Below are 22,040 nucleotides of genomic sequence, written 5' to 3' on the forward strand. Positions count from 1 at the left end.
GCCTCTCTTAATTCTGTTCAATTCATTAGTGCGATTGGGTTGCTAGATTTGGCCTAACAACCGAGGTCGAATTTAGTACACGTCTTTTTGGTAGCGTTTTTCACTACGTAGTGTTTCAAAGTAAGCTTCTGCGTCATCAGCGCTTAAGCCACCTTGTTCAACCGCAATATTCACTAATGCTTGGTGTACATCTTTTGCCATGCGTTCTGCATCACCACAGATATACACATGTGCGCCATTTTGTAGCCACTGCCACAACGCTTCGGCTTGCTCTGCAATGCGATGCTGAACATACACTTTATGAGCTTGATCGCGCGAGAAAGCTACATCTAAACGCGATAAATCGCCATTTTTAAGATATTGCTGCCACTCAACTTGGTATAAGAAATCTTGTTCAAAATGCGGGTTACCAAAGAATAACCAGCTGTCACCTGACACTCCGTCAACAACACGTTGCTGCATAAAGGCGCGGAAAGGCGCAACACCTGTACCAGGACCCACCATGATGACCGGTGTGTTTGGATTTTCGGGTAAACGGAAATGGTTATTAGACTCAACATACACATTAACTTGTTGGCCTTCTTCAGCCGAGGCTAAGAAATGCGATGCCCCACCAAAACGTGCTTGGCCTTGACGTTCATCTTCAACTAACGCCACCGTCAAGTGTACTTCAGCTTCCACTTCGGCCTGGCTAGAGGCTATTGAATATAAGCGTGGCGTCAATGGACGTAACATATCAACCAATTGCACCGCGCTAACCTTGGCTGGATATGCTGCGACTAAATCAGCTAACTGATGCTTAAGAATAAACTGTCTGGTTTGTTCTTTGTCTTCACAAATGGCTGCTAGTTCAGCACTTCCACTTAACTCTGCCCATGTTTTCACTAGGCCTGGGTATAACTGAGTTAATTCTTTCTTGTCAGTTAACGCTGCTTTTAATGATAGTGACTGTTTCGACACGGTGACGTTGTCGTCTGCAGCTAAACCGAGCGCGGCGATAACTTCATCAACAAGCACTTCATTATTACTAAACCACACACCTAACGCATCACCGACCTGATAAGTTAATCCTGACTCGCCTAAATCAATTTCAACATGGCGGACATCACGATCAGAACCTCGACCAGTAATTTTTTGGCTTACCAGTACTTCTGCTGTATAGGGGTTTTGCTTGGTATATTCGCTTTCACCCGCAACAGATGCAGTACCAATAGAGACCACACTGGCGCTTGAGGCTTGAATGTACGGCTTAACAGCCTCTACAACACTGTCCTGCCATTGTTGTGAAATATCTTCATAGTCGACATCACATTCTACCAACGGTAATAATGATGTTGCCCCTAATGCACTTAAACGCGCATCAAAGTCTTTACCTGTTTGGCAGAAGAACTCATAACTTGAATCACCTAGTGCTAGCACAGAATAATGTAGCTTATCTAATTTAGGTGCACGCTTTGAGGCTAAAAACTTGTGTAGTTCAATCGCATCATCAGGCGCTTCGCCTTCACCATGAGTACTAACAAGCAATAACAAGATGGTTTCTTGTTTTAGCTGGCGGACATTATATTCGCCCATAGAAGCTAAATTTACTGCGTAACCTTGCGCCTGCGCTTTAGCGGCTAGCTCTTTGGCTACGCCACGGCCATTGCCCGTTTGGCTACCGTATAAAATCGTAACTGTTGGTGCGGCACTTGTCTCTGCTGTCGTCTCGACACCGCTTTGACCTTGGTTAGCACTCGCAGCGAGATAACCACTGACCCATGCAAGTTGAACTGAAGATAATTCTGATGTGAGTTGCTTTAACTTATCGACTTGTCCTTGAGACAATGGTGATGCTAAAGCTGAAAGTTCTTTTAACAACATAAGACGGCCTTATAACAGTGTAATGTGGACTAGCTTACTCCTACGGACAAAAACCAAAAAAGAATAAAAGATGATTTTTTATTCCATTTAGGAATATGCAAAGATGTTTTTTTAAGCTACAAAAGTGTGGCGCAGTTAAAAGTTTTTAAATTACCTTAATTTAAAACCCTTTAATTAGCCTAAAGGCACTTGTACCGAACATGCCTCATGTCGCAAGCTAGGAGCGCCAATTAACTGATGAATAATTATCAGGTTGATTGTTCTCTGAGTAAAACGACATGCAAATATAATGTAACTGTGTCAACGTAATGCCATTGGCTAAATAGTTTACCCGACTTCAATGGTCATATGCTGCTCTTTTTCTATCTTCAAAGTGCAGCATGTGAGGCAGAAATACTCAAACGGAATGGTCTATTGATGGGGAACAACAATAGACGGTCTTTTTATTAACCATCAGGAAACAGTCATGCAGATTGGAATACCGAGAGAAAGTATCGAAGGTGAAACTCGAGTCGCCGCGACTCCAGCCACTGTGGTACAGCTAATAAAACTCGGCTTTAGTGTGGCAATTGAAGCACAGGCAGGTGTGAAGTCGAGCTTTGATAATGCTGCATTTGAAGCCGCTGGGGCGGATGTGGTCGACAATGTGTACGACGCTGACTTTATTTTTAAAGTGAATGCACCGTCCGATGACGAAATTGCCAAAATGAAACCAGGCACAACGTTGGTGAGTTTTATTTGGCCAGCCCAAAACCCTGAGCTTGTTGAAAAGCTATCAAGTCACAATATTACCGTGATGGCGATGGACATGGTGCCACGCATCTCACGCGCCCAATCACTCGATGCCTTATCATCGATGGCCAACATTGGTGGTTATCGCGCAGTGATCGAAGCCGCCCACGAATTTGGTCGTTTCTTTACCGGGCAAATTACTGCAGCAGGTAAAGTGCCACCAGCCAAAGTGTTGGTTATTGGCGCAGGTGTAGCCGGACTTGCTGCTATTGGCACTGCGGGCTCGCTAGGGGCCATAGTGCGCGCATTTGATACTCGCCTTGAAGTGGCTGAGCAAATTGAGTCAATGGGCGGTAGCTTCTTAAAGCTTGAATTTGAAAACAAAGAAGGCGGATCGTCTGACGGCTACGCCAAAGTCATGTCAGAAGAATTTATTGCCGCTGAAATGGCGCTCTTTGCTGAACAAGCCAAAGACGTCGACATCATCATTACCACCGCATTAATTCCTGGTCGTCCTGCGCCAAAGCTGATCACCAAAGACATGGTCGATACCATGAAACCGGGCTCTGTGATTGTCGATTTAGCGGCAGCAACTGGCGGTAACTGTGAATACACCGTCACTGGCGAACGTTTTATTACAGAAAACGGCGTAAAAGTATTGGGTTATACCGACTTACCCGGTCGTTTACCGGCGCAATCGTCACAACTTTATGGCACCAACTTAGTCAACTTGATGAAGTTAATGTGTAAAGCCAAAGACGGCAATGCAGTACTCGATTTTGATGATGTGGTCATGCGCAACATGACCGTGACTCGTGGCGGCGAAATTACTTTCCCACCACCGGCAATTTCAGTGTCTGCGGCACCGCAAAAACCAGCAGCGAGTATCGAGCCTAAAGCAGCCAAAGTTGACAAAGTACCGTCAAAACTTAAATACATTTTAGCTGTGTTAGGTCTAGCCGGTTTTGCTGCAGTGGCGTCAGTTGCGCCCGCTGAGTTCTTATCGCATTTTACCGTGTTCATCCTATCGTGTGTGGTGGGTTATTACGTGGTGTGGAATGTGTCGCACTCATTGCATACGCCGTTAATGTCGGTCACTAATGCTATTTCAGGCATTATTGTGGTCGGGGCGTTATTGCAAATAGGCCAGGGTTCAGCATTAGTCACGGCGCTTGCGTTTGTCGCGGTGCTTATTGCCAGTATTAACATCTTTGGCGGGTTTACCGTCACTCAGCGCATGCTGAAGATGTTCCGTAAAGATTAAGGAGTCATATCGTGTCTCAAGGACTGGTTACAGCATCTTATATCATTGCCGCGGTGTTTTTTATTCTCAGTTTAGCTGGGTTATCAAAACAAGAAACTGCTAAAAATGGTAATTTATTTGGCATTATTGGTATGGCGATTGCGCTTATTGCAACCATACTCAATCCTGCTACAAGCGGCGTAGAATGGATTATTCTCGCCATGGTCATTGGTGGATCGATTGGTATTCGCTTAGCATTAAAAGTCGAAATGACTGAAATGCCAGAGCTCGTCGCGATTTTGCACAGCTTTGTGGGTCTAGCTGCGGTATTAGTGGGCTTTAATAGCTTTATTGATATCCAACCACACGAAGTGTCTGAAATTGTCGTGGTCATGGGGCAAGACCTCAACACCACCCTAGAAACCGCAAAAGCTGCATTTGCTGAAGCAAGCAAAGCCCAACAAACTGAGCATCTAACCGGTGCCATGCTTAACATTCACTTAGTGGAAGTATTTTTAGGCATCTTTATTGGTGCAGTCACCTTCACAGGCTCTATTGTGGCGTTTGCTAAGTTACGTGGTTTGGTTTCATCAAAAGCATTAATGCTACCTCATCGTCATAAATTAAATTTATTGGCCGTTGTGGTGTCGTTTATTCTAATGGTGATATTCGTTCAGGCGGGTGGTGCAGTGACACCAATCATCTTGATGACCTTAATCGCGTTTGCATTTGGTTGGCATTTAGTCGCATCAATTGGCGGCGCAGACATGCCAGTTGTGGTTTCAATGCTGAACTCATATTCAGGCTGGGCAGCGGCAGCAGCAGGTTTCATGTTATCTAATGACCTTCTAATTGTTGTTGGTGCGCTTGTGGGCTCATCGGGTGCGATTCTGTCTTACATTATGTGTAAAGCCATGAACCGCTCGTTCATTTCTGTTATTGCCGGTGGTTTTGGTAACGATGCTGCAGTATCAACTGGCGATGACACTGTGGGCGAATACCGCGAAACAACCGCAGAAGATGTCGCTGATATGCTAAAAGCGTCAGACTCAGTCATCATCACCCCAGGTTATGGTATGGCGGTGGCTCAAGCGCAATATCCAGTAGCTGAAATCACTAAAAAGCTGCGCGCGTTGGGGATAAAAGTTCGCTTTGGTATTCACCCTGTTGCAGGGCGTTTACCAGGCCACATGAACGTACTGTTGGCTGAAGCTAAAGTGCCTTACGATATCGTGTTAGAAATGGACGAAATCAACGAAGACTTTAGCAGTACTGATACTGTGCTAGTGATTGGTGCTAACGATACGGTTAACCCAGCGGCGATGGAAGATCCAACTAGCCCTATTGCTGGCATGCCAGTATTAGAAGTGTGGAAAGCGCAAAACGTGATTGGCTTTAAACGTTCAATGAACACCGGTTATGCAGGTGTACAAAATCCATTGTTCTTTAAAGACAATACCCAAATGTTGTTTGGCGATGCGAAGGACAGTGTAGAAGCAATCCTTAAAGCCTTATAAATCAACTTTGTGACGAACAAAACACCAGCAACTAATGCTGGTGTTTTTTTGTTTAATAACCCGCTAAACTGGGTAAATTGGACTCAAAGGATTATCAGCTATCCATGGCACAGCAGGATATTATTGCTCAATTACAGCTTGAACTAGAGCAGCATAAGCAGACAATCAAGCAACTAGAGAATGAGAACAATCGACTTACTCTATTAAATAAACGAGTAAACGAGCAACTCAACGCTACGCTTGATGGCACTGGTTTATGTCTATGGGAACAACATATTCCCACCGGGAACCTGACTATTTTTAATCAGCAATGGGGCCATCTGCTCGGGTTTACTCGTGAAGAGTTACCTGCTCATATCAGCAGCTGGAAAAACAATCTACACCCGGAAGACAAAGACTGGGTGATACAAGCCTTTGAAAGCCATGTAGCCGGTAACGCTGAAATTTATCAAGCCGTGCATCGCATGGTGCACAAAGATGGCACTGTTGCATGGGTGTCTGACCGTGGGCGTATTATTGAATATGGTATTAACGGTGAACCGCTTCGTATTATGGGCACTCATATTGATGTCACTCAAGAAAAGCGCTACGAACAAGATTTAGCCAAACTCGCTCATCGTGATCCGTTAACTAATTTACTCAATCGAAATGCACTCATTGCTGCCTTTGAACAAGGAAAAAGCACTCACAGTACACATCAAGGCGCGCTGTGCTTTATCGATTTGGACGGTTTTAAGATAATTAATGACCACTTAGGCCATCGATATGGCGATAGTTTATTAATCCATATTGCCAACGATATAGCTCAAATATGCGATCAACTCTTTAGTACGCCAGACACAACACAAACCCCACTACATCATGTGGCACGTTTTGGTGGTGATGAGTTTGTCATTTTAGCCCATTGTAATGATGTGGAACGATTAACCGCATTGGCTAAAACCTTGCTGTCACACTATCAACATCCTATCGAATTGGAGGGTGAAAGCATTAAAGTAGGCCTCAGTATTGGCATCAGCTTATTTGATGAATTAGACGAGTTCACTAATGTTTGTGAGCAAGCCGATAAAGCCATGTACAGCATTAAAAAACACGGTAAACATAATTTCTTATTTTGGTAAAATTTGCCTTGCCCCCTCAGATAAGACGATATTAATAATCGACAAATCATTCCCACCGACAGAATTTGACATAATCAAATTGATGTTAATTTACTGTTCGACCTTACTGTTGTCAGCTTGAATTTTAATTAACGTTATCAAAGTCAAAATCCAACTCAACAGTTTGTATTCACGATAAATTCAATAAAACACCCTGAATGTTCAAAACATATCATTCGTTTTCAATACAAAATTAAGCAATTATTTTTGTTTCAACTACTTAATCATCGTAATTTTTTTGTTAAAAACACGTTAGGTTATAGTTAACGAAAATTAGAAAGCGATAATAATATTACAGGGGAAAAGTATGAGCAGAAGTAAGCTTTTTTTTCAGACGACACTCGCACTCGCCATTGCAAATTCATTGGTTGTCACAAACCATGCTTATGCGCAGGAGGCAGAGAATGCCGAAATGGAAAAGATCGTTGTGACTTCTCGCGGGCGAGTGGAAACACTGCAACAAATCCCAGACTCAGTCACTGTCATAAATGCTTCTGAAGTTGCCCAAGCAAGAATAGAAACAATCAAAGACTTTGCCGCCCTGACACCTAATCTTGATGTATCTAAAAACTTTCGATCTGGTTTAAATTTCATCACCGTTCGTGGCCTAATAACTCCTCAAGTAGGCGAAGCTCCAATTGCCTATGTGGTTGATGGAGTGACCGTACCCAATTTAGAATTTATAAACCAGGGATTGCATAACATTGAACGCATTGAAGTCTTAAGAGGCCCTCAAGGGGCACTCTATGGAAAAAATGCTATCGGTGGAGCGGTTAATATCATCACTAAAGCCCCAACCGATGAAACTGAAGGTTCAGTACAGGCATCATATGCCGAAGGGAATGAAGTTAAGCTAAATTCAGCCTTGAGTGGCGCTGTCATTGAAGACAAACTTTATTACCGTATATCTGCAAACTATCGCGACAGTGATGGGCAAATAGATAATGCTCACTTCAACGAAGATGTCGACTTTGTTGACAGCGCATATGGCTTCCAAGGAATGCTTCACTATTTGATGACTGACGATACAGATATCACTTTTCGAGGTAACTACTCCAACAGTAGACAGGGTAGTAATTATATGGCGAGGATTTCCGCCGACGAGTTAGAAGATTTTAGTATTGAAAACGATAGCAATGCAATCGGTGAAGATATTTCAGAAATGTGGTTTTTATCCTCTAAACTGGAAAGTCAATTTGACCTAGGTAAATTGGTAGTAGTGCTTTCTGCAAATGATTCAGATATTGAGTTTTTTGCTGATGGTGATTTTACTCACTCCGACGCAAGCGAGGAAAACTTTTATTTCCCAATAACACAAATCAACCCGATAAAAGAAAGTTCAGAGAATCTCGAAGTGAGATTTGTCTCAGAGAGCAACGATGGATTTAGTTGGGCCTTAGGCAGTTTTGCAGAAACAAAAGACAGGTATGTTTCATATGACCAGGTTATTGATGTCACACCAACAGAACTTGTGACCTACAATGATGTAAAAGCACTAATGGCTTCAGATCCTTCTCTGGTATTAGAAGGTGAAAAAACAGTCCTAGACAGTTACGCCTATGCCTTTTTTGGGCAAGGTAATTATGATATTACCGATGATTTAGAGTTAACATTTGCATTAAGGTATGACTCAGAAACACGCGAAGCATATGATGAACGCGATAAAGCGGCATCAAAAGCCGAACAAACCTATAGCCAACTCCAACCTAAAGCCTCACTTGCTTGGCAATATACGCCCGATGTTTTACTTTACACCACCTATTCAAAAGGCTTCAGAAGTGGTGGTTTTAATGAATACTCACCTACCGTCAATCGTCAATATGATAAAGAAGTGTCCGACACAATTGAAATTGGCTCTAAAACAACTTGGCTTGATGACACCATTTGGTTAAATCTAGCGGCCTTTAGAATTGTTCAGCAAGATGCTCAGTTTACGCGTTTAAACCCGTCTACTTTCACCCTAGAAAACTTAAATATCGATGAAGTGATCATTAATGGATTAGAACTAGAGTTATCTGCCAATGTGACTGAAGACATTAAAGTGTCTTTTGGGGCTGGTTATATTGATAACGAAATAACTGAAAATAAAGGAACTGACATCTTATCAGGGCGTGATTTACAAGAAACTGAAGGTGGTACAATGCCTTACGTCTCTAAGTTTAACTTTAATGGCTCTATTACTCATTACACTGAATTACATAAAGACTGGTTACTAAGCTCACGCTTAGCATTTAACACTGTCGGGCCAAGAAGCTTTGATATCTACAATGATGATACCGGAGAAACAGACTCTCACACCTACCTCAACGCTAATTTCACCATCAATAATGAGTCGTGGTCAGTTTCATTGTTTGCCAACAATATCTTAGATGAGCAATCTCCAGAAACAGTATTCCTATATAACCCATTAATTCGCATGCAAAACAGCCCTCGACAAGTTGGGGTTCAAGCTAAGTATTCATTCTAGGTTTTAGGGTCGCCCATGTATATGGCGACCCTTTCTGATTTATTTAAAGAGATTATTATGACGATTAGAGTTGCGACTGATGTCGGTGGTACGTTTACTGATCTTGTTTACATTGAACAAGGCACAGTAAAAGCGGTTAAAAGTGATACTACCCCACCTAATTTTGAGCAAGGGGTGATCAATACTGTTGATAAAGCAAATATATCGTTAGCCGATGTCGACTTTTTTGCACACGGTTCAACCGTGGTTATCAACGCGATTACCGAGCGTAAAGGCGTGAAAACAGCGTTAATTACCACTCAAGGATTTCGCGATGTGTTAGAAATAGCCCGGGGTAACACCCCTGATATTTTTAACAATTGCTATCAAAAACCAACGCCTTTTGTTGAGCGCCATTTACGCAGAGAACTCCCCGGACGCTTAGACCATTTAGGCCGAGAAATAACGCCGCTTGATCTCTCATTATTACCAGAGATCTTAACGTACTTTAAATCCCTAGATATTCAGGCTATTGCGGTGTGTTTTTTACATTCTTATTTGAATAATGAGCATGAAAAAGCAGCCGTAATAGCGATCCAAAAATACTGGCCTGAAGTGGATGTTATTGCCTCTTATGAAATTTCATCGGAGTGGAGAGAATATGAGCGAACGAACACCACAGTATTATCAGCATATGTGCTCCCACCCGCTCAGCAATACTTAAATAAACTGAATGAAAAACTCGCCGAAAAGGGATTAAAAAATGCACCTTACATCATGCAGTCAAATGGCGGTATTGCAACCTTAAAGGCCGCCTGTAAAAATCCTATTACACTTGTAGAGTCAGGCCCTGTAGGCGGGATTTTAGGCGCTGTAGCATACGGTAAAGTTATCGGTGACGAAAACCTGCTAGCTTTAGATATTGGAGGTACAACAGCAAAATGCTCACTCATTAACCAAGGTGAGACGCGGATCACCACCGAATATATGCTCGAGAAAACACAGAGCACAGCAGGTTATCCCATAAAAACCCCCGTCATTGATATCGTTGAAATAGGTAATGGTGGGGGCAGTATTGCCTGGATAGATGCTGCAGGTAGTTTACATGTCGGGCCAAAAAGTGCCGGTTCAACGCCTGGACCTGTGGCTTATGGTCGTAATGGTACAGAACCTACGACAACAGATGCCAATCTTTATACGGGACGAATTAATCCCGACAACTTTGCGGGTGGAGAAATCAAACCTGCTCAACAAGCTGTGCATAACGCCTTCAAAAAGCTCGGTGATACGCTTGGTGTCACCGCCATGGAAATTGCACATGGAGTATTGAAAATTGCAAATTCAAACATGGTTAATGCTCTTAAGCTTATTTCGGTAAACAGAGGTTTTGATCCACGCGACTTTTCACTGATGGCATTCGGCGGCGGCGGGGCTTTACACGCCACTGCGCTAGCAAAAGAACTTAATGTTCGAAAGGTCATTATTCCGCCCTTTGCTGGGGTGTTTTCAGCATGGGGAATGCTGATGCTTGATTTACGTCGAGATTACATTCACACCCATAAAATCAGTATTACCCATGATAGCAAAACAGACATTGGTAAAGCTTTTGATGGCGTGATAACCAATGCATTAGCAGACTACAAAGAAGATGGTTTTAGTGAAGATAAAGTGATGTTAGAGCTTTATGTTGATGCTCGTTATCATGGCCAAGAACATACCGTAAAAATACCTGTTCCAGGGTTAACGCTCGAAAATAAAGAATTTATTGATACTTTATCCCAACGTTTCCATCAAGCTCACGAGCAAGAATATACCTTCAATCTTGAAGATTCAGCGATAGAAATTGTCAACATTCATTTGGTTGCATTTGGTCTATTAGATAAAGCTGAAATTACCCCAGTAGCAAAAAGCGAAAGTGCAGATGCCTCTACTGCGATTATTGGCCAACGCGATGTCGATTTCGATGAATTGGGAACCCACAACACCCCTCTTTATAATCGTGAATTATTGACTCACGGTATGAAATTCTCAGGGCCAGCCATTATTGAAGAACCAACGACTACGACAGTCATTCTGCCCGACAACAAAGTAGAAATAGATGCTTTTGGTGGCATACATATCCACTTAACGTATTAAGTTAAAGGACTTTAAACATGACAATAATTCAAGCCAACAAGGAACCTCAGCAGCCTAAATCTGTTGATATTTTTACTATAGAAATCATTAAAAATGCCTTAATCGCGATTGGCGAAGAAATGTTTTTAGCGTTGAAGCGCAGCAGTAAAAGCCCCATTATTTATGAATCATTAGATTATGGAATTGGGGTAACAGATGCCCAAGGGCGATTAATATCACAAGGTAACGGTATTCCGGGTTTTATAGGAACACTCGACGCTGCAGTGCAGCGCATCATTGAAAAGTTTGATGCCAATAATATTTATGCCGATGATGTATTCATCTTAAATGACCCTTACTCAGGCGGAGGCACTCATTTATCCGATGTGTGTATGATCCGTCCTATATTTTATCAGCATACATTGGTTGCATGGACGGCAAATAAAGCGCATTGGACTGAAGTTGGCGGCAAAGACCCTGGAAGCTACAGTGCTGATGCAAGCTCTATTTACCAAGAAGGCCTTCAGTTCCCGGGTATCAAAGTGTATGAAAAAGGCATTGCAAATCAATCGCTGTTAGATTTGATTGAAGCAAATGTGCGCTTACCGGAAATGACCTTGGGTGATTTAAAAGCCTGTGCGGCATCATTAAAAGTAGGTGAGCAGCGCTTTTTATCTTTGATAGAAAAATATGGACAAGAAACAACATTAACAGCAATTGATAAACTATTAGATCACGGCGATACCATGGTGTTTGAAAAGTTTAAAACGTTACCCAAAGGCGACTTTTATGCTGAAGACATTATCGACGAAGATGGTATGGGACACGGCCCCTTTGTCATTAAAGTCAAAGTCACCATCACTGATGAAGAGTTTATTTGTGATTTTACAGGTTCGTCAAAACAAGCACTTGGGCCAATTAATTGCACTATGGGTGTGCTTGTTTCGGCAGCGAGAGAAGTATTTATGGGCGTTGTAAAGCCCAATGCAGCGGCTACTGACGGTTGCTTTAGACGTCTTAGAGTAGAGTGTCCAGAGGGCACAATATTAACAGCCCAGCGCCCTGCTCCTGTTTCATCCTATTTTGAGTCAATGGTTTGTGCGGCGGATGTGATCCGTAAAGCACTCTCCTCTGCCATTCCAGATGTATTAACTGCAGGTCAATTTGGCTCTGTGTGCACAATAAGCTTATCGGGAATTAATCCTCTGACAAAAGAACCATTTTTGTTGGTTGAACCATTAGTCGGTGGTTGGGGAGCAAATATCATCAAAGATGGTGAGTCTGGTCAGTTCTGTGTTGGCAATGGCGAAACGAGCAATATACCCATAGAGATCACTGAAGAGCGTTATGGTGTTCGCGTTGAGCGCTATGAATTTAATCCAGATAGTGCTGGTTGTGGTGAATTTCGCGGTGGTAAAGGGGTTATTCTCGAGTATCGCGTATTAGGTGATGGAGCTGATATTTCGAGCTTTTTTGGTCGAGGGATCACACCAACATGGGGAACCAATGGTGGCCAGAACGGTTCTTGTAACTATATCGCGATTATTGATTGTGATGGCAATGAAAAAGCTAGATTCAGTCGAAAAAGCCGATATCCTTTAGAGAAAGGTGACTTAATACGCTTAGTCACTGGCAATGGTGGCGGTTGGGGAGACCCATTAAAACGTTCAGCACAATCTATCACTAAAGATATTGTAAATGGATTTATTTCCGAACAGGAAGCTATAGAAATATACCAATATAATCAGTAACTTTATTGAATATTAAGACTTCTAAAAACAAAAGGATTATATGTCTACATTACCAATTCATAAAACCAAAAATTTTGCATTTGGTTTAGCAGGCTTATTAACCGCTCCAATTGGTTACTTAGTATTATTATTTTTACCTGTATATTTAGAAGTTATTGCATTAACAATGAAGCTGACAAATGTGCAAGTGGGGTATTTAGCCGCTACCGATGCGATGGGTATCGTGGTGGCTACCCTCGTATTTTCAACATTTGTTTCAAAGCTTAATTTCAGGAATATCGTCATTGCCGGAGTATTACTGAGTTGCTGTGCAAATTTGGCATCAGCCTATACCGGTGATTTTTTGGTGTTGTGCCTCATTCGAGTTATTGCAGGCATTGGTGAAGGTTTACTCGTGGCCGTTGGCATCACTTCAATCGGTATGACGACTAACCCAAATCGTTGGTTTGGATTTTATACCGCGGTAGTCGTTGCCGTGCAAGCACTCGGGCTGGTAGCTGTTGCACCTATTTATCAATTTGCTGGGCTACAGGGGGTATTTGTCGCCATGGCAATATTTTATTTAACACCATTATTTGTCATCAACAATTTACCCAAAAACAGTCAAAGCTACAAAAGTAAGCTTACAAATGATGGCGCTATAAACACAATTCCCACGCGATACTTTCTTATCGCACTTGCTGGTTTATTTTGTTTTTACATCGGTATAGGCGGTACGTGGAGTTACATTTCCTTTGTAGGTACGGATGCAGGATTATCTTTAGACTATGTTTCTCAAGCACTCGCCCTTGCTATGATAGCGGGCTTATTGGGGGCGCTATTTTTTGCTTGGTTAAATATTAAAGGCAAGAGCACCTTGTTGTTACTACTCTCTATTGTGTTGATGAGTGCTTGTTTGATTGCTGTGTCTTTTGACGTCAGTGAATTTAAATATTTAGCTTTGTTAAGTATATTCAGCTTCTTTTGGAGTATTGTTGGCGCAAGAACTTTTGCGATTATTTCAGATGCCGACCACTCAGGAAAATATATTACTGCAGCCCAAACTTGGGTTGGTGTTGGTTACATTGTTGGTCCGATTGTGGCAAGTAAAATTATGTTAGACTTTAGCTACTTAGGGGTAAATGTAATGGGATCTATCTGTTTTGTTGCGTGTTTTATATTAATGATCCCTCTAGCTTACCAATCAAAATAAGGCTATCCCATAAACGAAATAGCCTTGAAATCAAATCAAGGCTATTGATTTTATAGTAATTTCGTTCTTAAGATATTCTTGTGGCTCTGCCTGTTCAAAAATACTTGTTAACGCGTCTATCCCGTCAGTAATTCGGCCAAAAGCAGCGAAACCAAGGCCGTCACTATAACGTTTACCACCATAATCAAGTTCTAATTGATCGCCAACACTGAAAAAGAAGCTACCATCAGCACTACCCGGTTCAAATCTCGCCATCGAGATGGTGCCGTGAGTATGTGAAAGCCCAGAATCTTTTGTTGACTCATGGATTATCGGCGGTAAAAGTAAGGGATGTTCGGGCGGTAATCCTGCTTGGATCACTTGAATTTTTGTATTGGCATCTTCAGGCTGCTCAGCATTACTTTCAGTGACAATTCGAAATATCGTCGAGTTATTGAATCGTTTTTGTTGGACATAATTTAAGAAGTTACTGACTGTTACGGGTGCTTTATCAGCGTATAGAGTAACGATGAGGTCGCCAATGTCAGTGTGTATTTTTACTTTTGGGTTATGTATCATCTATACTCTCCAGAAAATTATAATTTAATAATTATCATATATTTATTAAAAATTTTAATCGGAAACATGTTAACTATTTTGAGTTATTTGGTGAATAATGCCTACAAATCAGGTTATTCTTTTGCAAGGCATAAAAGGACAAGATGAATGATAAAAAAACCTGTCAAACTGGATAAAATAAATCGAAATATTCTTATTGAACTACAGAATAACTCTCGAATTAGTAATAACGAATTATCTGAACGGGTAGGTTTGTCACCCAGCGCATGCCTGCAACGAGTAAAAGCGATGGAAGATTGTGGCTATATATTACAGTATGTTATGGCGTTAGATATCAATAAACTCTGCGTTAATGTAAAAGCCTATATCAATATTAAGCTAAAGAGTAACACCTACCAAAACTGCTCTATTTTCGAGCGTTCTGCAAAAAAATACCCTCAAATAGTCGACTGCTTAAGAGTGAATGGTGGAATTGATTATATCGCTTTTGTCATTTGCACTTCTATTGAAGAATTTAATGACTTTTGTGATGAGCTTTTACAAGCAGATTTAGGCATCGAAAATATCACCTCTCATTTCGTACTCGATGAGCCAAAGTGGTTTGGTGGATACCCCTTGAATAATTTGCAATGGAAAGGTGTGTAATTAGAGTCTAGGTCTGTTGTTCTTTACTGATTAATTTTCGTTCAAGTCAAATACGTTTTAATTGAAGCGAAAGATGTACAGCCTAGTCATCGGGTGAGTTTAATTGATGTTTTAAAGTACACTCTGGCTCAATTAACTATTTTATTAATATATTGTTGTCCAAAAGCATGTTTATTGCTGCATAATCAGTAATAAACCGCTGCTGTGCGATAGCAGACAACTGACTAATAAGAATTATTCTTTATGTTTTTATCACCTTATTTTACTAAGCAAGATCAAAGCGTGTTTATTTCGGCTCAACAAGCCAGTGACTTCGCCAAAAAAATCGCTGGAGATTTCAACCCTATACACGATGTGGGCGCTAAACGCTTTTGTGTCCCTGGCGATTTATTATTTGCACTAGTGCTGACCCAATACGGCTTAAGCCAAAACATGCAGTTTAAGTTTGCCGGCATGGTCGGTGATAACGTTGAGCTGCACATCGATAAAAATGTGGCCAATAAATTCAGCATTAGCGACACCAAAGGCAAAGAATATCTGCATATTGAGCGTCAAGGTGAAGTGTGCCAATGTGATATTCAAACAGCGGCATTTATTAAAAGTTATGTTGCTTTTTCAGGATTGAACTTTATCCACGTACTTGTGCCGATGATGAAGCAATACAAGGTCATGATTAACCCTGATCGCCCATTAGTGATTTATGAAAGCATGTCATTTCATTTAGACCATTTTGATTTCAGCACCATCAATTTGCACCTTATCAAACAAGACTTAGCGATTGATGGTAAGCGTGGCGATGTCACCCTCACCTTTGAACTGCAAAGCGAAGGAAAAGTGATTGGTAGCGGAGTCAAAACATTAGTATTAAGCGGCTTACGTGCTTTTGATGACGAGCAAGCGCAGCAAATGTGCGACAGATATGAAAGTAGAAAGCTGGCGTAAACCAAGATACGTGAGCGATGTTCATCGTTCACGAAATACCATTCCATAACGATACCTGCGTAATTCAATTTATTGAATGCTCAGATACCAATATGGAATAGTCTCTTCGATATCGTATTGATCATAATGTCAATTTTAATACCGATTTGTTACTTACAGGGTAAAACTTAAATAGCCAAAATTTTTGGTGCTTACAACAAATTGGTACGTGTAACAAACTCGTGAATTTTGATCAGTTACTTTGGCACATCTTGTAATAATGCCAAGGCACTATTACCGATAAGTTGCTCAACACATTTACGCCCAGCATCAGCAAAATGACTAACAGCAGCCTCGATGACAATATTAAGCGATTTGAGTATTTTCATGCTTTCGTCACTACTGCCACATAAACTAAAAAACAGTTGTAATACTGCTTTACGTTCAGGTTGTTTCATAACTTCAGCCCATGATTGCTCTAGTGCCGATATCGAAGAAAAATCTAATCCTTCAATAAAAAACTGTCCGATACGCTGATCTAAACGCACTAAAAATTCTGTTTTACGCGGAAAGTGATGACTGATACCCGTTCGGCTGACTCCTGTGGCGGTAGACAGCGTGGTATAAGACATCGCCTCAAAACCAATCGTGAGGATTTGTTTAAAGGCTTCATCTAAAATTTGGTTAACGGTTAACTCAGTTTCAACTCGTGAACGCTTGGCCATAAACTTGGTCTCTCTAATTATTTTGGTGCCAGAGCTTACCAGACCAAACTAGAAAATTCTGCTAAGAATTAGCAAATTTACAACATTTTTAACCGTACAATATCCAGAAAGACAGGACAAAACAGAACATTATCGCGATAACTATTTATTTACCCTTTAAAATCAAAGGTTATAAAAAATCACAATTTAATGAGTTGCAGAAGGTGATAAAAACAGGTTACAAAAATTTACATATTATTTTCGGTTAAGAATTGATTCTTCAGCCAACGTTGTGTCTCAGCCTTACCCATTAACCTTTCTAAGGTCGGCGACAACACTTGAATTAGCTCCGATTGACGCCAAAACATGTACCCTGGCAAAGATTGAACCGCACTAAAAGTACGCTGCACTAAGCTAGAAAATTCTCCCATGTCACGCGGCGACCATGTCGGCATTAATGGATAAACTGCGGATAAAAAATCCTCATAGTGAGTAAAATGCTGCAATTGTTGGGCATTATAATGATTGAGCACAATTTGAAGTTGAGGCGCGCTCCAATGCGACAAATTACCACTGTCGTTGATAAGGGCCAGGTTTCGGCGATGAAATTGTTGCCACGCTAAATCGAGCTGCTGATAATGCTGCGCAATACGCCATAACAGATACAAATCCGCTAGCCACTCATGCTGATACTCAGTTAAAGATGAGGGTAAAATACTGCCTTGTAGTGCAATGTTATATAAATGGCCTATTTCATGCCACAAGGTTAATTGTATTTGGTTGGCTAATGGTAACTGATAAGTTTTTAAACCAATTGCGCCACTCTGCTCAGCCATATTGTTAGCAGGATTGACAACAATAACCCCTGCTATTATGTGATGTTCAGCAACCAGCACCATCGCACTTTTACGCCCAACGGCGCGGCGAATATTGGCAACAGAAAAAGCGGTTTGTTGTTGTAATGAAGCAGGGAGTAGCGCAATACACCTTACCAGTGAAGATAAAGAACATACTAGCGCTTGTTTGGTTGCTATTGGGATAAAATAAGCTTGGCGAATGTCATCACTCGCCAAACCATTTTCAGCCATAACTGTTGTGGTTTTTAGTTGATTTGTGGTCATAGATTGAGGCGTAATAAGCTGGCCGGCATTAACAAAGTGACCAACCAATAACGGCGCGCAAGCAACGCTACAGCTTAATAACTTGAGTAATGACCGTTGCCAGTATCTAAGCATCAACTATTTTTGTGACATAATATTTTGAATAATAGCGGTAGTGGATACACCATCTTCAAATCCAAGCACTTCAACCTTGCCACCTGCAGCCATCACTTCAGCACCACCAGCAATATCTTCCACTTTGTAATCGCCGCCTTTGACTAAAGAATCTGGCAATAATCGCGTAATAATACGTTGTGGGGTGTCTTCAGTGAAAGGGACTACCCAGTCTACCGATGCTAGACCCGCTAAAACTGCCATACGACGGTCGACAGGATTAACCGGACGTCCAGGGCCTTTTAAGCGCGTCACCGAGCTATCATCATTTACAGCAACAATAAGACGATCACCTAAGGCTTTAGCTTGCTGTAAATAGCTCACATGGCCAGCATGTAAAATATCAAAACAACCGTTGGTCATGACAATGCGCTCACCGCGTAAACGGGCCTGATCCATTGCATAAGCTAATTGATCTTCGGTCATTACGCCAAAACCAGACTCGCCATGGTTAAGGGCTAATGCTTGAATCAGCTCAATGCGGCTAACCGTTGAAGTGCCAAGTTTACCTACAACCACGCCCGCGGCGGTATTGGCTATCGCACAAGCTTGCGCTAACGAAGCACCGGCAGCAATTGAGGTCGCCAAAGCAGAAATCACCGTATCACCTGCTCCCGTAACATCATGAACTTCACGTGCAACCGTTGGAATGTGCAGTTCGGGTTGGCTTTGCGACACTAACGTCATGCCCTTTTCTGAACGGGTCACTAAAATGGCGTCAAAGTCGTGCAACTTAATCAGTTTCTGTGCTTTTTCGATTAAATCATCTTCGCTGGTTACCGTACCGACAACCGCTTCAAATTCACTCATGTTTGGCGTGATTAATGAAGCTCCGTGGTAACGAGCAAAATCATGCCCTTTCGGATCAACTAATACCTTTACCCCTTTGGCTCGTGCTTTAGCAATAAAGTCCTTAGGTTCATCAATGGCGCCTTTGGCATAATCAGACAATACCAATACATCGACATTGTCTAAAATGGCTTCGCTTTGCGCGAATAATGCTTGGCTAGTCGCTTTATCAAATTGCTCTTCAAAATCTAAGCGGATTAACTGTTGATTACGCGACAATACTCGTAATTTAGTAATTGTCGGCTTGTCTGCTACCGTTAACCATTGCGGCTCAACGCCAAACACTTTTACCCCTTGGGTTAATGCTTGTGCGGTTTCATCTTGGCCTACTATGCCCGCTAACTGGACATGTCCACCTAATGTTGCAATGTTTAATGCCACGTTGGCGGCGCCGCCGGGTCTATCTTCAATTTGATTAATTTTAACAACAGGTACAGGGGCTTCGGGTGAAATGCGTCCCGTAGGGCCTACCCAATAGCGATCTAACATCACATCGCCAATCACTAAAACGCGCGCATTTTCAAAAGCTGGGAGAGAAACCTTCATAGTGTATTCGCTGTCTTGTAAAAATTTAACCGTGATTGTACCTAATTTTCATCTAAATATGAGGTAGAATAACAAATAATTTTTTGTGAACTAGACGAGTTGTCCGTGGTCGAGAAAGCCGAATTTTCTTCTGATTTATATCATCCTAAACATTGGCCTATATGGTTTGGCGTCGGTTTGATGCGTTTAACCTTGCTATTACCTCTGTCTTGGCAAATGAAAATTGGCCGTGGCATTGGTCGATTAGTCATGAAAGTTGCGAGCGGAAGAACCCATACCGCTAAGCGTAATATCAATTTATGCTTTCCTGATATGAGTGATGCAGACAAGCAACAACTGCTTGAGCGTACTTTTGAAGAAACCGGTAAAGCGGTATTTGACACCATTAACGCATGGTGGTGGTCAAACGAGCGCGTGCAACAGCACATGACCATTAAAGGTACTGAGCATGTTAGTCAGAGTTTAGACAATGGCAAAGGGGTGATTTTATTTGCGGTACATTGTTTACCACTTGAAATGGGCGCGCGTATATTTGGCCAGTTTGCCCCGGGAATTGGCGTATATCGTCCCCATAACAATCCGGTGATGGAATACTTACAAGTCAAAGGTCGCTTACGTTCAAACAAAGGCTTAGTGCCTAAGCGTGATGTGCGCCAGATGATCCGCAGTCTGCGCAGTCCTGATGTCATTTGGTATACCGCCGATCAAGATTTTGGCCGTTCAAGCGCGGTGTTTATTCCCTTTTTTGGCGTGCCAGACGCTGCCACCATTACTGGCGCAACCTCACTGGCAAGATTAGGTAAAGCCAATGTAGTGCCTTTTTTTGTTGAACGTAATAGCGATGACAAAGGCTACACCCTTGAAATAATGCCGCCTTTAGAGCATTTTCCTGGCGACAATGAAACAGACGACGCCATTCGTGGTAACCAGATTGTAGAACAACTGATTAGCCGCAACAAAGCTCAATACATGTGGCTTCATCGTCGTTTTAAAACCCGTCCCACTGAAGACACGCCATCGTTATATGACTGATTTAAGTTAAACGCGTCGGGGTATATAAATGATGACTGTTGCTACCAACTAATAGCTACTGATGAGCAATACATAATTAACCCGCTATAGCAGTATTAAAGCCATAGCGGGTTAGTTATGTATTCAGAAAAATGTAAAAATCGAGACAAAAAAAGAGGCTATTAAGTTTTCTTATGAGTAAATTCAAACTCTTGCGAAATATTGACCGCCTTAAATCCTGATGGGTCCGCCATCAAGGTTTTCGCCATAAAATCGGCTGCCATCCCAAAAGGCTTTTCATTAACTTGGCGATTAAACTCAATACCTTCGCCCGTTTGGCTGATTAAATATTGATAAGCCAAACGGTTACACTCAATCACCCAATCAGCGGTTTCGCCAGCGGCTTCAGTTCTTGGCAAGCAACTTAACCCAATAGCGTTATCATTGTGTGTTATCGATAATTCGACTAAGTGGCCTAATTGAGCATCATCAGCTTCTGCTAGCATGGAGACAATCCCGCCTAGAGAGCAAACCAACAACGAACTTAACAATTTCATATTAACTCCTTTTAATACGTATCTAACGACGATCATTGAGATCAATAATATTCTTACCAACAATCATTTTACAAGCAGTCATTTTACAAGCAGCCGTTTTACAAGCTGTCGTTTTGTAAATACAGCTAGACTAACAGTGAACAGCATTAAATAAAATCACAAATCTCCGCAAGCGACTTTTTCTCAATAGCATGCTGTGGAATGGTCGCTCCATCGGCCGGGTATCCCGCTATAATAAGCATATACGGACGCTCATTATCATTGTCGCGCCCACACACTTTACTTAAAAAACTCATCGGTTTTGGCGTATGCGTTAATGTGCCAAGACCTGCATGATGCAATGCTTGAATTAAAAAACCGGTCGCAATCCCCACAGACTCATGCACATAATAATTACTTTTCTGTTCACCCGATTCTTCAGTACGTTTTTTGCTAAACACTGCAATCAGCCATGGCGCGTGTTCTAAATACGGTTTATCAGCATTAGTGCCTAAAGGTTTTAATGCATCTAACCATTCTTCACCGGCGCGACCTGCATAAAATGCTTGCTCTAACGCCTCAGCTTGTTGACGAATTTGCGCTTTTATCTGTGGGCTATTTATCGCCACAAAATGCCATGGTTGATGGTTAGCACCATTGGGCGCCGTGCCCGCCGCTAATATGCACTGCTCAATAATGGCTTGGGGTACCGCGCGATCAGAGAATGCCCGTATTGAATGACGTCGCTTAACTTGCTGGTAATTATCTTGTGCCCGCTTGAGCATTTCATCTGGAGAATATTCAATAAAATCTGTTAGTGGTAAATGCGCTTGGCTCATAATCCATCCTAATTGTTGTTCTTATGATTGCTATTCTTATGATTGTTATTCTTATGATGGTTATATTTTTATAAAGTGAACACTCATTTTCAATAACCGGTAGTTTTTGTAGTAGTCCTAAGCTAACAAACAGGATAA

Annotated in this window: 17 protein-coding genes; 10 read left to right on the forward strand and 7 right to left on the reverse strand. The window is 41.8% G+C overall.

Annotated features, from left to right (window positions below; genetic code table 11):
* Positions 1-72: 72 nt before the first annotated feature.
* Entirely contained in the window at positions 73-1,863 is a 1,791-nt protein-coding gene (locus CXF88_RS06410) for an assimilatory sulfite reductase (NADPH) flavoprotein subunit (RefSeq protein WP_101086076.1), read from the reverse strand.
* Positions 1,864-2,329: 466 nt separating this feature from the next.
* On the opposite strand from CXF88_RS06410, the gene CXF88_RS06415 reads away from it, so the two are divergent.
* From CXF88_RS06415 to CXF88_RS06445, 7 genes are all read left to right on the forward strand, one after another.
* On the forward strand, positions 2,330-3,859 hold the full coding sequence (locus tag CXF88_RS06415) for a Re/Si-specific NAD(P)(+) transhydrogenase subunit alpha (protein ID WP_101086077.1): 1,530 nt from the start codon (positions 2,330-2,332) through the stop codon (positions 3,857-3,859).
* 11 nt (positions 3,860-3,870) lie between these two features.
* Entirely contained in the window at positions 3,871-5,355 is a 1,485-nt protein-coding gene (gene pntB / locus CXF88_RS06420; RefSeq protein ID WP_101086078.1) for a Re/Si-specific NAD(P)(+) transhydrogenase subunit beta, read from the forward strand.
* A 104-nt stretch (positions 5,356-5,459) separates the two neighbouring features.
* A complete protein-coding gene (locus CXF88_RS06425; protein WP_101086079.1) occupies positions 5,460-6,476 on the forward strand; it encodes a sensor domain-containing diguanylate cyclase in 1,017 nt (338 codons plus the stop codon).
* A 346-nt stretch (positions 6,477-6,822) separates the two neighbouring features.
* Positions 6,823-8,982 carry a TonB-dependent receptor gene (locus CXF88_RS06430; RefSeq protein ID WP_101086080.1) on the forward strand — a complete coding sequence of 720 codons (2,160 nt, stop codon included), beginning with the start codon at positions 6,823-6,825 and terminating at the stop codon, positions 8,980-8,982.
* A gap of 57 nt (positions 8,983-9,039) precedes the next feature.
* Positions 9,040-11,097, forward strand: a complete 2,058-nt coding sequence (locus CXF88_RS06435; protein WP_101086316.1) for a hydantoinase/oxoprolinase family protein — start codon at positions 9,040-9,042, stop codon at positions 11,095-11,097.
* Positions 11,098-11,114: 17 nt separating this feature from the next.
* Positions 11,115-12,827, forward strand: coding sequence for a hydantoinase B/oxoprolinase family protein (locus CXF88_RS06440; RefSeq protein WP_101086081.1), 1,713 nt, complete (start codon positions 11,115-11,117; stop codon positions 12,825-12,827).
* A 40-nt stretch (positions 12,828-12,867) separates the two neighbouring features.
* Positions 12,868-14,019 carry an MFS transporter gene (locus CXF88_RS06445; RefSeq protein WP_101086082.1) on the forward strand — a complete coding sequence of 384 codons (1,152 nt, stop codon included), beginning with the start codon at positions 12,868-12,870 and terminating at the stop codon, positions 14,017-14,019.
* Between the two features lie 30 nt (positions 14,020-14,049).
* Here CXF88_RS06445 and CXF88_RS06450 read toward each other — a convergent pair whose 3' ends face one another.
* Positions 14,050-14,577 carry a peptidylprolyl isomerase gene (locus tag CXF88_RS06450; protein WP_101086083.1) on the reverse strand — a complete coding sequence of 176 codons (528 nt, stop codon included), beginning with the start codon at positions 14,575-14,577 and terminating at the stop codon, positions 14,050-14,052.
* 147 nt (positions 14,578-14,724) lie between these two features.
* Here CXF88_RS06450 and CXF88_RS06455 point away from each other — a divergent pair, with 147 nt between their 5' ends.
* Entirely contained in the window at positions 14,725-15,222 is a 498-nt protein-coding gene (locus tag CXF88_RS06455; protein WP_182744229.1) for an Lrp/AsnC family transcriptional regulator, read from the forward strand.
* Positions 15,223-15,465: 243 nt separating this feature from the next.
* Positions 15,466-16,164, forward strand: a complete 699-nt coding sequence (locus CXF88_RS06460; protein WP_101086084.1) for a DUF3581 domain-containing protein — start codon at positions 15,466-15,468, stop codon at positions 16,162-16,164.
* A gap of 236 nt (positions 16,165-16,400) precedes the next feature.
* Here CXF88_RS06460 and CXF88_RS06465 read toward each other — a convergent pair whose 3' ends face one another.
* The 3 genes from CXF88_RS06465 to hldE form a co-directional block, all read right to left on the reverse strand.
* Positions 16,401-16,868 (reverse strand): TetR family transcriptional regulator, encoded by a 468-nt coding sequence (locus CXF88_RS06465; protein ID WP_101086085.1) that lies wholly within the window; start codon positions 16,866-16,868, stop codon positions 16,401-16,403.
* A gap of 227 nt (positions 16,869-17,095) precedes the next feature.
* Positions 17,096-18,082 (reverse strand): hypothetical protein, encoded by a 987-nt coding sequence (locus tag CXF88_RS06470; protein WP_242445106.1) that lies wholly within the window; start codon positions 18,080-18,082, stop codon positions 17,096-17,098.
* Between the two features lie 3 nt (positions 18,083-18,085).
* Entirely contained in the window at positions 18,086-19,516 is a 1,431-nt protein-coding gene (gene hldE, locus CXF88_RS06475) for a bifunctional D-glycero-beta-D-manno-heptose-7-phosphate kinase/D-glycero-beta-D-manno-heptose 1-phosphate adenylyltransferase HldE (RefSeq protein ID WP_101086086.1), read from the reverse strand.
* A gap of 105 nt (positions 19,517-19,621) precedes the next feature.
* Between hldE and lpxL the strand changes: the two genes are divergently transcribed.
* Entirely contained in the window at positions 19,622-20,548 is a 927-nt protein-coding gene (gene lpxL, locus CXF88_RS06480; protein WP_101086087.1) for an LpxL/LpxP family Kdo(2)-lipid IV(A) lauroyl/palmitoleoyl acyltransferase, read from the forward strand.
* Positions 20,549-20,709: 161 nt separating this feature from the next.
* Here the strand turns inward: lpxL and CXF88_RS06485 are convergent, their stop codons facing one another.
* Together CXF88_RS06485 and CXF88_RS06490 are read right to left on the reverse strand one after the other, a co-directional pair.
* Positions 20,710-21,084, reverse strand: coding sequence for a hypothetical protein (locus CXF88_RS06485; RefSeq protein ID WP_101086088.1), 375 nt, complete (start codon positions 21,082-21,084; stop codon positions 20,710-20,712).
* 146 nt (positions 21,085-21,230) lie between these two features.
* Complete coding sequence (locus CXF88_RS06490) at positions 21,231-21,902, reverse strand: nitroreductase family protein (RefSeq protein ID WP_174839626.1); 672 nt, start codon at positions 21,900-21,902, stop codon at positions 21,231-21,233.
* Positions 21,903-22,040 lie beyond the last annotated feature (138 nt).

This window comes from Shewanella sp. ALD9 (assembly GCF_002836315.1).
Taxonomy (GTDB): domain Bacteria; phylum Pseudomonadota; class Gammaproteobacteria; order Enterobacterales; family Shewanellaceae; genus Shewanella.